Source organism: Pseudomonas sp. PD9R, assembly GCF_019200975.1.
GTDB lineage: Bacteria > Pseudomonadota > Gammaproteobacteria > Pseudomonadales > Pseudomonadaceae > Aquipseudomonas.
The window spans coordinates 469901-483260 of the sequence record NZ_JAHTMR010000001.1 but is presented as its reverse complement, the minus strand read 5'-3'; the positions used below and the strand labels follow the sequence as shown (position 1 = coordinate 483260).

General features: G+C 58.9%; 12 protein-coding genes. 8 read left to right on the top strand and 4 right to left on the bottom strand.

Annotated elements, in window-relative coordinates; translation table 11 throughout:
• Window positions 1-178: 178 nt before the first annotated feature.
• Window positions 179-811 carry a type 1 glutamine amidotransferase gene (locus KUF73_RS02195; protein ID WP_218436396.1) on the top strand — a complete coding sequence of 211 codons (633 nt, stop codon included), beginning with the start codon at window positions 179-181 and terminating at the stop codon, window positions 809-811.
• A gap of 82 nt (window positions 812-893) precedes the next feature.
• On the opposite strand, the gene KUF73_RS02190 is transcribed toward KUF73_RS02195, so the two are convergent.
• Window positions 894-1328 (bottom strand): rhodanese-like domain-containing protein, encoded by a 435-nt coding sequence (locus KUF73_RS02190; protein WP_218436395.1) that lies wholly within the window; start codon window positions 1326-1328, stop codon window positions 894-896.
• Between the two features lie 101 nt (window positions 1329-1429).
• On the opposite strand from KUF73_RS02190, the gene ftrA reads away from it, so the two are divergent.
• Window positions 1430-2404, top strand: coding sequence for a transcriptional regulator FtrA (ftrA, locus tag KUF73_RS02185; RefSeq protein ID WP_218436394.1), 975 nt, complete (start codon window positions 1430-1432; stop codon window positions 2402-2404).
• Window positions 2405-2512: 108 nt separating this feature from the next.
• On the opposite strand, the gene cobF is transcribed toward ftrA, so the two are convergent.
• Together cobF and KUF73_RS02175 are read right to left on the bottom strand one after the other, a co-directional pair.
• Window positions 2513-3268: a precorrin-6A synthase (deacetylating) gene (cobF, locus tag KUF73_RS02180; RefSeq protein WP_218436393.1), complete on the bottom strand. Its 756-nt coding sequence runs from the start codon at window positions 3266-3268 to the stop codon at window positions 2513-2515.
• Window positions 3265-3840: a histidine phosphatase family protein gene (locus KUF73_RS02175; protein WP_218436392.1), complete on the bottom strand. Its 576-nt coding sequence runs from the start codon at window positions 3838-3840 to the stop codon at window positions 3265-3267. Before KUF73_RS02175 ends, cobF begins: the two co-directional genes overlap by 4 nt.
• A gap of 544 nt (window positions 3841-4384) precedes the next feature.
• On the opposite strand from KUF73_RS02175, the gene KUF73_RS02170 reads away from it, so the two are divergent.
• From KUF73_RS02170 to KUF73_RS02160, 3 genes are all read left to right on the top strand, one after another.
• On the top strand, window positions 4385-5401 hold the full coding sequence (locus tag KUF73_RS02170; protein ID WP_218436391.1) for an arginine N-succinyltransferase: 1017 nt from the start codon (window positions 4385-4387) through the stop codon (window positions 5399-5401).
• A 49-nt stretch (window positions 5402-5450) separates the two neighbouring features.
• Window positions 5451-6485: an arginine N-succinyltransferase gene (gene astA / locus KUF73_RS02165; protein WP_218436390.1), complete on the top strand. Its 1035-nt coding sequence runs from the start codon at window positions 5451-5453 to the stop codon at window positions 6483-6485.
• Window positions 6486-6633: 148 nt separating this feature from the next.
• Window positions 6634-7503, top strand: a complete 870-nt coding sequence (locus KUF73_RS02160; RefSeq protein ID WP_218436389.1) for an oxaloacetate decarboxylase — start codon at window positions 6634-6636, stop codon at window positions 7501-7503.
• A 545-nt stretch (window positions 7504-8048) separates the two neighbouring features.
• On the opposite strand, the gene KUF73_RS02155 is transcribed toward KUF73_RS02160, so the two are convergent.
• Window positions 8049-9122 carry a diguanylate cyclase gene (locus tag KUF73_RS02155; RefSeq protein WP_218436388.1) on the bottom strand — a complete coding sequence of 358 codons (1074 nt, stop codon included), beginning with the start codon at window positions 9120-9122 and terminating at the stop codon, window positions 8049-8051.
• 258 nt (window positions 9123-9380) lie between these two features.
• Between KUF73_RS02155 and KUF73_RS02150 the strand changes: the two genes are divergently transcribed.
• The 3 genes from KUF73_RS02150 to KUF73_RS02140 all read left to right on the top strand — a co-directional run bounded on the left by KUF73_RS02150 (window position 9381) and on the right by KUF73_RS02140 (window position 13298).
• Window positions 9381-10835: an NAD(P)/FAD-dependent oxidoreductase gene (locus KUF73_RS02150; protein ID WP_218436387.1), complete on the top strand. Its 1455-nt coding sequence runs from the start codon at window positions 9381-9383 to the stop codon at window positions 10833-10835.
• A 22-nt stretch (window positions 10836-10857) separates the two neighbouring features.
• Window positions 10858-11814 carry an alpha/beta fold hydrolase gene (locus KUF73_RS02145; RefSeq protein WP_218436386.1) on the top strand — a complete coding sequence of 319 codons (957 nt, stop codon included), beginning with the start codon at window positions 10858-10860 and terminating at the stop codon, window positions 11812-11814.
• A 104-nt stretch (window positions 11815-11918) separates the two neighbouring features.
• The gene (locus tag KUF73_RS02140) at window positions 11919-13298 is read left to right on the top strand and encodes a VOC family protein (protein WP_218436385.1); all 1380 of its coding nucleotides are present in this window, start codon (window positions 11919-11921) and stop codon (window positions 13296-13298) included.
• Window positions 13299-13360 lie beyond the last annotated feature (62 nt).

Sequence of the window (13360 nt, the reverse complement as noted above, 5' to 3'; positions counted from 1 at the left end):
GCTGCGGGGATGCAGGCGATTGCGGTGTGCGCCATGGCGATGCAAGGACTGTCAGACAATCACCTGCTTCAGAAAAAACCTACAAAGTTTCGAGTGCTTTCCGACTAACGAGTCGCACTGGTGATCACGCACTTTTTGCGGCACATTGGCCGTCCCCCTGACCCACAAGAGAAGCGTGATGCCCACGTTGAACCTGATCCAGCACCACCCCGCCGAAGGTCCGGGCGCCATTGCCAACTGGGCTGAATCCCGGGGTTTGACGCTGAATGTCTTTCGCGCCGACCTCGGTCAGTTGCCGCCAGCAAGTGCGGCACCTGTGATTCTATTGGGCGGGCCGTTTGAGTCCAACGCCGGACCGGCATGGCTGGAATCCGAACGCCAATGGCTGGCAAGTAGCCTGGATCAAGGCGCGGCCGTGTTTGCCATTTGCCTGGGCGCGCAGTTGCTGGCGTTGAGTCTGGGTGGGAATGTGCGGCGGATGGACCGAACCGAAACCGGATGGACCACCGTAAGTTTCGTCGATGGCCAGCGCCTGAAAGTGCTGGAGTGGCACGAAGATGCCTTCGACCTGCCGCCAAATGCGCGGTTGATGGCCAGCAGCGAGCGATGTGAACAACAGATGTATTGCGCTGGGCCGACGCGGATGGGGCTGCAGTTTCATCCAGAGTGGAATGCCGAATCGGTGGCCGTTCTGAATGAGTATTTTGCCGAGGAGTCGCCGTTGCCGAGGGGTCAGCAGGACGATGCCGCGCATGCCGCCGTTTTTGAATGGTTGCAGGTAACGCTGGATGGGTGGTGGGCGGCGGTTTAAACAGCAAGATCCAAAGATCGCAGCCTGCGGGATTTTGCACTCCATGTAGGAACTGCCGCAGGCTGCGATTTTTTCGACTACATCAACATTCGCAACCGATAACGACAGCGACATCCCGTTGTACCGCAACACTCAATTCAAACCCTTCATCCAGCCATCCGGTCACACCACCGATCATCTCTTTGACCGGGTAACCCAGCGCCGCCAGTTTCACCGCAGCCTTGTTCGCGCCATTGCAATGCGGGCCGGCGCAATAGACCACGAACACGCTGTTTTTCGGATAAGCCGCCAGGCCTTCAGCGGTGAGCAAGCGCCCCGGAATATTGATCGACCCCGGTACATGCCCGCGCTCGAACGCCATCGGGCCGCGCACGTCCAGCAGAATGAAATCAACTTCGCCAGCCGCTTGACTGCCATGGACGTCGGAACAATCGGTTTCGAAAGTCAGACGGTTGCTGAAATGCATCAAGGCAATGGCCGATGGGGCGGCGGGAATTTCGCGAACCAGGCTGGTCATGGGCAATGCTCCTCAGTGTTGGTGGGTGTGAACAGACTTTATCCGTCTGCGACTTGTGGCTACAGTGGCGCACAAGACACTCACCGGGAACTTTCCGCCAAATGCAGCCTACCCCTGGATTGGTCGCGATTCTGGCCTACGACGGCCTCTGTACCTTCGAATTCGGTATCGCCGTGGAAGTCTTCGGTCTGGCGCGACCGGAGTTCGATTTCCCTTGGTATGAGCATCGCATCGCCGCCGTCGATCAAGGGCCGATGCGCGCCATGGGCGGCATTCAGGTATTGGCCGATGGCGGTCTGGAACTGCTCGAACACGCCAGGACCATTATTATTCCCGGCTGGCGTGACCGCCACGCGCCGGTGCCCGAGACGCTGCTCACCGCTTTGCGCCAGGCCCATGCCCAGGGCGCGCGACTGCTGTCGATCTGCTCAGGAGTGTTCGTGCTGGCCGCCACCGGGTTACTCGATGGACGTGGCGCCACCACGCACTGGCGCTACACCACAGAATTGGCGGAGCGTTTTCCGAACATTCTGGTGGACCCCGACGTGCTGTATGTCGATTCGGGCCAGTTGATCACTTCGGCGGGCAGTGCCGCAGGCATTGATGCCTGCCTGCATCTGGTGGCACGGGACTTCGGCACGCAAGTGGCCAACTCCGTGGCACGGCGACTGGTGATGTCGCCGCAACGCACGGGTGGACAAGCGCAGTTCATTCCTACACCGGTCAGCCCTACACCGCGCAGCGATCTTTCCCGCGTCATGCAATGGGCGCGTGAACGCTTACATGAACCGCTGGAAGTACGCGATCTGGCCAGCGAAGCGGCTATGAGTGAACGGACATTCCTGCGGCGCTTTACCGAAGCCAGTGGCCAGTCGCCCAAGACGTGGCTGCAACATGAGCGTCTGGGTCGCGCCCGTGAACTGCTGGAAAGCACCGATCAAAATACCGATCAGATTGCCCAGCGCTGTGGTTATCGTTCGGTAGAGAGCTTTCGGGTGGCGTTTCGCAGCGTGGTGGGTGTGCCGCCGTCGGTGTATAGAGAGCGGTTTGGGCGGGAGGTCCGAGCCATTTCTTGAGGTGATCTTCAGGGCCCCTTCGCGGGCCGCCTCGCTCCTACAGAATCACCGCGCCCTCTGTAGGCGCGAGGCTAGCCCGCGAAGGCGTCAGCTCAGGTAACCCATCGTTCAAGGCTTACGCAACAAATAGGTATCCATGATCCAGCCATTAGCCAACCGGGCCGCCTTGCGCACCCGTTCGATTTCATCCGCCACATCCCTGAGCTTGCCGCTGATCAGGATTTCATCCGGCGTGCCCAAGTAAGCCCCCCAGTAAATCTCGGTGTCCTGATCCGCCACCTGATGGTAGGCGTCCTGCGCGTCCAGCATCACCACCAGGCTGTCGGCATCGCTCACCAGCCCGGCGGCCAGTCGCCGGCCGGTGGTGATTTCAACCGAGCGGCCAATCTGATTGAGCGACACCTTGTGTTGCGCCGCCAATGCCTGGACGCTGGTGATGCCCGGGATCACCTCGAATTCGAAAACACAGGCACCTGACGCCAGGATCGCCTGCAGGATGCGGATGGTGCTGTCATACAACGCCGGGTCGCCCCACACCAGGAAACCGCCGCACTGGCCGTCAGACATTTCTTCGTTAATCAGCCGTTCGAAAGTCTGCTGCTTGGCCAGGTTCAGATCGTCGACACTGGCCTTGTAGTCCACATCACCGCGCTCGCGCTCCGGGCTCAGGGCTTCGACAAAGCGGTAGTCGCGATCAGTGATGTAGCGCTCGCAGATCTCTCGACGCAGGTCGATCAGTTTGTCTTTGCTCTGGCCTTTGTCCATGAGGAAAAACACGTCGACCCGATTCAGCGCCTTCACTGCCTGAAGGGTGATGTAGTCGGGGTTACCGGCGCCAATGCCGATGACCAGTAGCTTTTTCATCCACCCATCTCCTCGGGATCAGCGCCCGACAAACGTAGCCGCCAGCAACCATGAAAGCGCAATTCGACAGCCGACAGTGGCTCAACATCAATCAGGTTGAACGCCGAACTTTGCAACACATGCGTCAGCGCGGCGCGGACGACAAATGGATGAGTCACGGCAACCACATGCCCCGGTGTCGCCTGCAATGTTATGAGCCAGGCGACCACCCGCTCACACACTTTCGTCACCGACTCACCACCGTGTGGCGCCGAAAGGGGATCGGCGAGCCAGGCCTGGAGCAATTGGGGTTCGGATGTCTGCAGGTCATTAATCCGCTCACCGCTCCAACGCCCAAAATCGCAATCCCTCAGCGCCGCGTCAATCTGCGCAGTGCTGCCAAACAACTCGGCGGTTTGCCGGGTGCGCAGTTCCGGGCCGCACAACAGCCGTGGCTCACCTTTGAATTGAGCACTACGAGCACCCCGCGCCGATTGCCAATCCATCTCCAATGGTTCGTCCGCAGGAAAGCGTGCCAATTTCTGTGCGACAGTTCGAGCGTGGCATATCAGGGTTAAACGGGTCGCCTGCACGAAAGATCACTCTGTCGATAGATTAGGAAAAACGGTATTTAGCCGTCAGACGTTGCGCAATTGTGCCGTAAGAAAGGTACTCAGGGGGGCGATTCATTTTGCTGAAGGGATGATCTCCGACCTTTCTATAGGGCAATGCCTTACAAGGTCTGTCGACATCCGTGTAGCCATGCACTTACAGGGATTTCGCCGCATCATCGGCCGTTGAAAAACGGCGTGAAAATTAACTAGACATATAGTGCGCCTTAAATAAATACTCCTTTCAACGGATTACCCCACATCCAGCAGGAGCCCGGATGCCTTTGTTCAATGACCCGATCATCGATCCCGGACAGAACCCCGTCCAACGTCAAAACAATGTACGCCTTTGATCAATACCTGCCGCTGTAGCGAGCCGGGCCTGATATCGCGCCCGATCAAACCTGAGTCGCGACTAAAAAAGAGCGGAGTCTGGCAAGACGTCCGCCGATTCAATGCGTGGAAACCGACAGTGATAGTCAGGTTCGGTGCAGGCCGCCGAACCCTTTGATACAGGAGTTCATCCATGCTGGTCTTGCGCCCAGTGGTATTAACCGACCTGCCCCAATTGCAGCGACTGGCTCGCGAAAGCCTGGTGGGCGTTACGTCGTTGCCGGACGACAGCGAGTGCTTGCGCGACAAAATTCTCGACTCTCGTACCTCGTTCGAGCAAACCGTCCACAGCCCAGGCCCCGAGAGCTACTTGTTCGTGCTGGAAGAATCGACGACGCGGTGCCTAGTGGGCTGCTCGGAAATTCTTGCCACCGCCGGCTTCAGCGAACCGTTTTACAGCCTGCGCAATCGCGACTTCAACAGTGCTTCGCGGGAGCTGCATATCGAGCACGGCGTGCCCGCACTGTCGCTGTGCCAAGACCTCAGCAATCACACCCTGCTGCGCGGGTTTCATATCGATACGGCGTTGGTGCGCACTGCGTTTTCCGAGCTGTTGTCACGGGCGCGACTGCTGTTCATCGCCGCCCATCCACGACGCTTTGCTGATGCGGTCATCACCGAGATCGTCGGTTTCAGCCGCGATGACGGGCATTCACCGTTCTGGGATGCCGTGGGCAAACATTTCTTCGACCTGCCCTACGTCGAGGCCGAGCGGCTCTGTGGCCTGGAAAGCCGGACGTTTCTTGCCGAATTGATGCCGCAATACCCGATCTATGTGCCGATGCTGCCCCAAGCCGCGCAAGACTGCATCGGCCGAGTTCATCCCGATGGCCAGGAAGCCTTCGATATCCTCGAGCGCGAGGGATTCGAAACCAACAGTTATGTCGACCTTTTTGACGGCGGCCCCACGCTGTATGCACGCACCGGCGGCATACGTTCCATCGCGCAAAGCCAAACCACTTCGGCGAAACCCGGCTCATCCATCGACGCCCGTGGCCTTTATCTGGTGAGCAATGATTCGCTGGAAAATTACCGCGCCATCGTCGCCGAACTGGACTACAACGCCGGGCAGGCCGTGACCCTGGACGCCGCAATGTGTGCGGCGCTGAAGGTGAGCGAAGGCAGTCCGATCCGGCTGATCGCCTTGTGAGCATCAACCGACGACCGCGCCACAGTTGGCGAGCAAAAGGAGCTACAGCATGATTGTTCGTCCGGTACAGGTCACCGACCTGCCCGCCCTGCTCGCACTGGTTCGGCGGGCAGGTCGCGGATTGAGCTCGCTGCCGGCCAACGAAGAACGCCTGATCCACCGTTTGCGCTGGGCAAAAAGGACCTTCGCAGAACAGGTTGAGCGCGCCGATGCCGATTACCTGTTCGTGCTTGAAGACGACGATCAGCAAGTGGTGGGCGTCAGCGCCCTGATCGGAGCCGTTGGACTGCGCGAGCCCTGGTACAACTATCGGGTCGGGCTGACGGTGAGCTCGTCAGCTGATCTGGGTATCCAGCGGCACATTCCGACCTTGTTCCTGAACAATGAAATGACCGGCCAGTCGGAACTTTGTTCGCTGTTCCTGCGCCCCGATCAACGCCAGGACAATCACGGTCGATTGCTCTCCCTTGGACGTTTGTTGTTCGTGGCAGAGTTTCCGCATCTGTTCGGCGACAAACTGATCGCCGAACTGCGCGGCAGTGCCGACGAACAGGGCTGCTCCCCCTTTTGGGACAGCGTTGGCCGGCATTTTTTCAAGATGGATTTCCAGCATGCCGATCACTTGTCGGGATTGGGCAGCAAATCATTCATCGCTGAACTGATGCCACGGCAACCGCTGTACACCTGCCTGCTCACCGAACAGGCCCAGGCGGTGATTGGCAAACCTCATCCCAATACCGAGCCAGCCCTGAAAATCCTCACTGCCGAGGGTTTTGCCCACAAGGGCTACATCGATATCTTCGACGCTGGCCCCGTGATCGAGGCCCCGGTTTCGGGCATACGTACCGTGCGCAACAGCCAGCTACTCGAACTGACTATCGGCCCCCCGGACGACTTGGCACCCGTATGGCTGATCCACAACCGCCGCCTGGAAAACTGCCGCCTCACCGCCACCCCGGCACGGCAGGTGGGCAACAGCCTCATCGTCGACCGCCTCACCGCCAAACGGCTGCAACTTCAACCCGGCGACTCGGTACGCGCAGTACTGCTGCACAATCAACTGCAGCAGGCCGTGGCCGCGTAATCGCTTGCCGGCTCGCCAAATATTCGGAGCCAATCAGCAACACTCTGCAAATTCGTCATCATTCTAGACCCGCCTCCGTGATAGCCTTTTACATCTTCGGCGTTGACACTTTTGCTCAAGCCCTTCCATTTCCATTGGTGGAACTCATATGTCCAGGCTTTCTCATCAAGATTTGCGCCGCAATTTTCGCCAACTGTTCGCTTCCAAAACCTGCTATCACACAGCGTCGGTCTTTGACCCGATGTCGGCACGCATTGCCGCCGACCTGGGGTTTGAAGTGGGCATTCTCGGTGGTTCGGTGGCTTCATTGCAGGTGCTGGGCGCGCCTGACTTTGCCTTGATCACCCTCAGCGAATTCGCCGAACAGGCCACCCGCATCGGCCGTGTCGCCCAACTGCCAGTGATTGCCGACGCCGACCATGGCTATGGCAATGCGCTTAATGTCATGCGCACCATCGTCGAACTCGAACGTGCCGGCGTTGCCGCCTTGACCATCGAAGACACATTGCTGCCCGCCCAGTTCGGCCGAAAGTCCACGGACCTGATCACCGTTGCCGAAGGCGTAGGCAAAATTCGCGCGGCACTGGAAGCCCGCTGCGATTCGGAAATGGCAATCATCGCCCGCACCCACGCAGGCATTCTTCCGGTTCAGGAAATCATCAGCCGGACCAAGCAATACCAGGCCGCTGGCGCCGACGGGATCTGCATGGTGGGCGTGAAGGATTTCGACCATCTGGAACAGATCGCCGAGCATTTGAATGTGCCGTTGATGCTGGTGACCTACGGTAATCCGCTGTTGCGTGATGACAAACGCCTGGCCGAACTGGGCGTGCGCGTCGTCATCGACGGCCACGGTGCCTACTTCGCCGCAATCAAGGCGACCTATGACAGCCTGCGCGAGCAACGACAGATCTTCACCCAGGCCGCTGACCTGAGTGCGACGGAATTGACTCACACCTATACGCAGCCGGCGGAATATATTCGTTGGGCGGAAGAGTTCATGCACGTCAAAGAGTAATGGGTAACGGGCAAGCCAAGCGCCTACAGGACGCCGGGTGTATCCGCTGAATTTTGGTCGGCTGTCAGGACGCAAAGATCAAAAGATCGGAGCCTTCGGCGGCTCCTACAGGGGGAACCGCTTTCGCCTTTCACCAGTCATCAGGCCGAGCGTTAGCTCGCCTTCAGCTCTTGATCCACCCGCCCCCTCGGGAGGCTGAGTGGAGGTGTTCATCCGGGGAGTGGCGCAAAGCGCCGTTCGACGCAGTCGAACACGCTGCATGTAGGTCGAAGCGAAGCCGACCGGAGGGCAGTGTCCCCGGATGGATACCGCAGCGAAGGAACGCCGAGCCCTAGCGAGGGGCCGGACGCAAGGGGCGAGACCTTTGCTTCCTTTGGGGCGTTTGCCAAAGGGAGTCGCCGTAAGGGCGAAACCATAAGCCGCCGTTACCGCAGCACCGGATATGTACACCACCAGCAAGGACCAGGTCGGCCCGAAGGCCGCCTTCGCAAGCAAGCAAGCAAGCAAGCAAACAACCCCAAACCAACAGAGACATTCGCTAAAGGTCAGACCGAATCGAGCAGTTCGTGATACGGCCGGCCATCACCACAGCAGATCACCCGATTGCGACCGCTGGTCTTGGCCTCATACAACGCCTGGTCAGCGTCGTTGAGCCACAGGGTGGCGTCGGTATGGGAGGCATTGAAGGCAGCCAGACCAATACTCAGGCTGACTTTCAACGCAGGGTTTTGCTCGTAACCCAGCGTGGCGAAACGATCACGCAGCGCTTCCATGGCTGCAGCAGCGTTGCTCAGGGGCAAATCCGGAAGGATCACGCAGAATTCGTCGCCACCGTAACGCCCGGCGACATCGGTAGCCCGCAAATTCTGTTTGAGCATCTTGCTCAGTTGCCGTAACACGATGTCACCCGCCACATGGCCGTAGGTGTCGTTAATGCTTTTGAAATGGTCGATGTCGATCAGCGCAATTGCCCCGCCCTGATGCTGGCGTTGGCAGCGCTGGAACTCGACTTCCAGTTGATCCTTCCAGGCGCCGTGGTTGAGCAGGCCGGTCAGGCTGTCGGTGCGGCTCAGGGCGAGCAGTTCACGCTTCTGCCGGCCAAGGGTGTGGGCCTGGCGAAAGCAGATCCAGCCCAATGCCAGCGGATAAAAACACATCAGGGGCAAGCAGGCGTAGAGCTGGAGCTGACTGGTTTCAGGGATGAAGAGCGGTCTGAAAATCAGCCATCCGACACCGATCCCGAGAATCTGTGCGGCGCTGCCCGCCAGCAGAAAACGCAAGCCGCCGATGGCCACGTTGTTCATCGCCATCATTGAAATGGTGGTGGCGCTGGGCAATGGATTGAATTGCATGGCGGCGACCCAAAAGCCCCCCATGAAGGCATCGACCAACAAGTTGCGGTGTTCGGCGTGGTAAGGCGCTTGAGTCCGGCGGCCCCACTGGTAGGCCAGGTGCGGCCAGAGCAGACCGTTGAACAGCATGAGCCCCCAGACCCAAGGTGCCGGGTTCAGCGGGTACATCGCCACACTCACACATAACAAACCCAGCACGAGGCCGAGGATGCGTGACGTGTAGAGCCTCCTGGCCAATGAAAGTCCTTTTCCTCCCAACTTTCCCATAGGGACCTCTGCACCACAGAACGGAACCTGATAAAAACCAGGGCTGCGTATGTGCTCGAAGTCTAACAGGGTAACGTTAAATAGCCATCACCGGCGGGCGGGCTAATACCGTGATATCAGGCTTGCCCGCGAAAAACGACAACGCGGTGCGTCGGCCGACCGCGTTATCGTTTTTCGCGGGCAAGTGTCGTTCCTACAAGAGCATAAACAGCTATATATGAAGTAAGGTTGGCTCGATAACGATAAAAAAGGAGGCCCATGCAGACCTTTCAAGTGTTGATCATTGGTAGTGGCTTTGGTGGTCAGTGTGCGGCGGTCAACTTGCTCAAGGCTGGCATCAGCGACTTTCGCCTGCTGGAGCGGCGTGACTTCTTCGGTGGCACCTGGTGCCAGAACACCTATCCCGGCGCGGCAGTCGACGTGCCCTCGCCGCTTTACTCGCTGTCCTTCGCGCCGTATCGCTGGACGCAGATGTTCGCCGAACAAGCCGAACTGCACCGCTACACCGGCTATGTGGTCGAGCATTTCGGCCTGCGTGACCGGGTTGAGCTGGAGGCCAATGTCGAACGTGTGGAATGGGATGACGAAAACAAGCGCTGGGCGATACACACGGCCAGCAAAGGCACGTTCTACGCGCAGTTCCTGATCAATGCCACCGGACCGCTGAGCCAACCGGTGGTCCCACACTTCGAAGGCCAGGAACGCTTTCAGGGCAAGACTTTTCACACGAACAATTGGGATCACGCCTACGACTACCGGCAAAAACGTGTGGCCATCGTTGGCAGCGGTGCCAGTGCGGCTCAGGTCATTCCGGCGATAGCCCCGGACGTCGAGCATCTGCATGTGTTCCAGCGCACGCCCCATTGGGTGTTGCCCCGTGCCGATCGCAACTTTGGCCGCTTCCAGCGCTGGTTACTCGGGCTGAAACCGGCCTACAAGCTGCTGCGCTGGATGATCTACTGGCAATTCGAAACCCGGGTGATTGCCTTCAAATACTCGAAACCGGCCGTGCGCATGGTTCAGCATCAGGCTTTGCGCTTCCTCAAACGTCAGGTGCCGGACACAGAACTGCGGAGCAAACTCACGCCGGACTACACCATCGGTTGCAAACGGGTAATTCTGTCGAGCACGCTTTACCCGGCCCTGGGCCGCTGCAACGTAACGCTACACAGCCGCGAACAGGGCATCGCCGCCCTGGACGAAACCGGCGTCGTCATGCAGGACGGCCAGCACATCGACCTGGATCTGATCGTCTGGTCCACCGGTTACGACGCCACCGACGGGGTGATTTCCTACCCGGTGACCGGCAAAAACGGCACCCGCCTGAAAGACGTCTGGGCCCAATATCCACGCGCCTATCTCGGCACCAGCCTGCCGGATTTCCCCAACCTGTTTATTGTTACCGGGCCGAACACCGGCATTGGCCATACGTCGGCACTGTTCATCATCGAATCGCAGATGAACTACATCCTCGACTGCATCCGCACATTAAAAGCACAGGGTTTGCGCAGCATCGAAGTTCGCCCCGAGGCAGAACGTACCTACACTGAAATGATCCATAGAGAAATGGAGCGCACGGTGTGGAAGTCCGGTGGCTGCCACAGTTGGTATCAAAGCAAGAGCGGTCATGTGATTGCCATGTTCCCGGGGTTCAGTTTCAGCTTTCACCGCTTGACCCGAACCCTGAAACCCGCCGATCACATTTTGTCCTGATCCGTTAGAAGGAAGACGCCTGATGCTGTTACTGGTTGTCGCTATCGCGGTGTTTGCAGCCTGGAGCTGGCTAAGCTACCCGGCCATCGGTTACTGGCTCTATGACTTGAGCACGGCCGCCGAGGCCAAGTTGTACAAGCTGCACAAGATCGTTGTGCCCATCTCCGAAATGACCGTCTCGACCTGGCAAGGCGGGCCGTACGAAGCATCCAGCAATGTCTTGATGCTGCATGGCTTCAGCGCCGACAAAAACCTGTGGTTGCGCTTTGCCCGGCATTTTGTCGGCAATTACCGGGTGATCATCCCTGACATTGCCGGCCATGGCGAAACCGGCTTCAAGGCGGGCGGCGGCTATGACATCGCGCTGCAAGCCAAGCGGATGATTCAGTTGCTTGATGTCTGCGGGGTCGACAAGGTCCATGTGATCGGCAACTCGATGGGCGGCTACATCGCAGCATGGCTGGCGGCCACCTATCCGGAGCGCATTGCATCAGTCGCCCTGTTCGACCCGGCGGGCGTCACCGCTCCCGAGCCCAGCGATCTGGAGCGGCACCTGGCCAAGGGTCACAACCCGTTTTTGATTAACTCACGGGAAGAATTCAAATATTTCTACGCCATGACCATGGCTGACCCGCCGTGGATACCGCGAGTGGTGCTGGACGCCGTCGCCCACCGCTATGAACAGTCGCGCGATGAGCTGGAGGAGATTTTCCGCGATTTTCGCGCCAGCCCGCCTATGGAACCCAAACTGTCGGCCATCACGGCACCGGCGCTGTTGTTGTGGGGGCGCAAGGATCGCCTGATCGATGTCAGCAGCGTGGCCATCTGGAGCAAAGGCCTGGCCAATCTTCGGGTGGAAGTCTGGGAAGGTATCGGCCATATGCCGATGGTCGAAGCGCCTGCCGGATCAGCACGCCTGTATCGGGAATTTTTGGCATCGCTGCGCTCGGAAAGCCCTCAGGATCAACGACTGCATTGAACCAGCAGTCCTTTGCAGAATGAAGTTCGTCAGAAACTTCGTTTGTCGGCGACGCTGAAGGCTGCGATCTTTTGCCTAACGTCACCGCGCCAGGAATCCTGTTCATGAATCACCCGAACTTCGTCAGCCCCGACCTGATTCGCCAACGCTTTTCCAAGGCGATGTCCGACATGTACCGCGAAGAAGTGCCGCTGTACGGCGCGCTGATGGAACTGGTGGAACAAACCAACCGCCACGTGCTGGAGAGCGATCCGCAAGTGGCCCGACAGCTCAACAGCACAGGCGAAATCGAACGCCTGGACCTGGAGCGCCATGGCGCGATTCGCGTCGGCACAGCCGCTGAGCTTGCGACTCTGGCGCGTTTGTTCGCCGTCATGGGCATGCAGCCAGTGGGCTATTACGATCTGACGCCAGCCGGAGTGCCGGTGCATTCCACCGCGTTTCGGGCCGTGCATGAAACCGCCCTTCAAGTCAGTCCGTTCCGCGTATTCACCTCGCTGTTGCGCCTGGAACTGGTCGAAGACCTGGAACTGCGGGCGTTCGCCCAATCGGTATTGGACAAGCGTTCGATCTTCACCCCGGCAGCACTTACGCTGATTGATCGCGCTGAAACCCAGGGCGGCCTTACCGAACAAGAATCCCAAGACTTCGTCGAGCAGGCACTGGAAACTTTCCGCTGGCACCACAGCGCCACCGTCACCGCCGAGCAATACCAGAAACTCAGCAATCAGCATCGCCTGATTGCCGATGTGGTGGCGTTCAAAGGCCCGCACATCAACCACCTGACGCCACGTACGCTGGACATTGATATCGTTCAGGCGCAAATGCCGGCTCATGGCATCACCCCTAAAGCGGTGATCGAAGGTCCACCCCGCCGCCAGTGCCCGATTTTGCTGCGCCAGACCAGTTTCAAGGCGCTCGACGAACCGATCGCGTTCACCGACCAATCCGCCACTCGCGGCAGCCACAGCGCCCGATTTGGTGAAATCGAGCAACGCGGCGCCGCGCTCACACCAAAAGGCCGAGCACTCTACGACCGCTTGCTCAATGCCGCCCGGGATGAACTCAAAGACTTCCCCAACGAAGCCAATGCCCCACGCTACAACACGCTGATGGCGCAGCATTTCAGCGAATTTCCTGACACCTATGAGGGCATGCGCCAACAGGGACTGGCGTACTTTCGCTACTTTGTGACGGAAACAGGCCTGGCCGCGCAGGCACTGAAAACTTCGACACTGGAAGAGCTGGTCAGCGGCGGTTATCTGCGGGTTGAACCCTTGGTGTACGAAGATTTTCTGCCGGTCAGCGCGGCGGGGATTTTTCAGTCAAACCTGGGGGACGCGGCGCAAACCCACTACGGCGTGCACTCCAACCAGCAAGCGTTCGAGCAGGCCCTGGGGCGTGCGACCATTGACGAGCTGGCGTTGTATGCCGAGACACAGCGGCGCTCGATCGAGCAATGTTTTGCAGCGCTGAACAAGTAATCATCAAGAACGCTAAAAAAAAATCGCAGCCTGCGGCAGCTCCTACAGGGATATGTGTAGGA

Bases quoted from the DNA above. Each gene is read 5' to 3' on its own strand.
- astA (WP_218436390.1), top strand. From the start codon at position 5,451: ATGATTGTTCGTCCGGTACAGGTCACCGACCTGCCCGCCCTGCTCGCA.
- KUF73_RS02140 (WP_218436385.1), top strand. From the start codon at position 11,919: ATGAATCACCCGAACTTCGTCAGCCCCGACCTGATTCGCCAACGCTTT.
- cobF (WP_218436393.1), bottom strand. From the start codon at position 3,268: ATGAAAAAGCTACTGGTCATCGGCATTGGCGCCGGTAACCCCGACTAC.
- KUF73_RS02150 (WP_218436387.1), top strand. From the start codon at position 9,381: ATGCAGACCTTTCAAGTGTTGATCATTGGTAGTGGCTTTGGTGGTCAG.
- KUF73_RS02170 (WP_218436391.1), top strand. From the start codon at position 4,385: ATGCTGGTCTTGCGCCCAGTGGTATTAACCGACCTGCCCCAATTGCAG.
- KUF73_RS02155 (WP_218436388.1), bottom strand. From the start codon at position 9,122: ATGGGAAAGTTGGGAGGAAAAGGACTTTCATTGGCCAGGAGGCTCTAC.
- KUF73_RS02145 (WP_218436386.1), top strand. From the start codon at position 10,858: ATGCTGTTACTGGTTGTCGCTATCGCGGTGTTTGCAGCCTGGAGCTGG.
- KUF73_RS02190 (WP_218436395.1), bottom strand. From the start codon at position 1,328: ATGACCAGCCTGGTTCGCGAAATTCCCGCCGCCCCATCGGCCATTGCC.
- KUF73_RS02195 (WP_218436396.1), top strand. From the start codon at position 179: ATGCCCACGTTGAACCTGATCCAGCACCACCCCGCCGAAGGTCCGGGC.
- ftrA (WP_218436394.1), top strand. From the start codon at position 1,430: ATGCAGCCTACCCCTGGATTGGTCGCGATTCTGGCCTACGACGGCCTC.
- KUF73_RS02160 (WP_218436389.1), top strand. From the start codon at position 6,634: ATGTCCAGGCTTTCTCATCAAGATTTGCGCCGCAATTTTCGCCAACTG.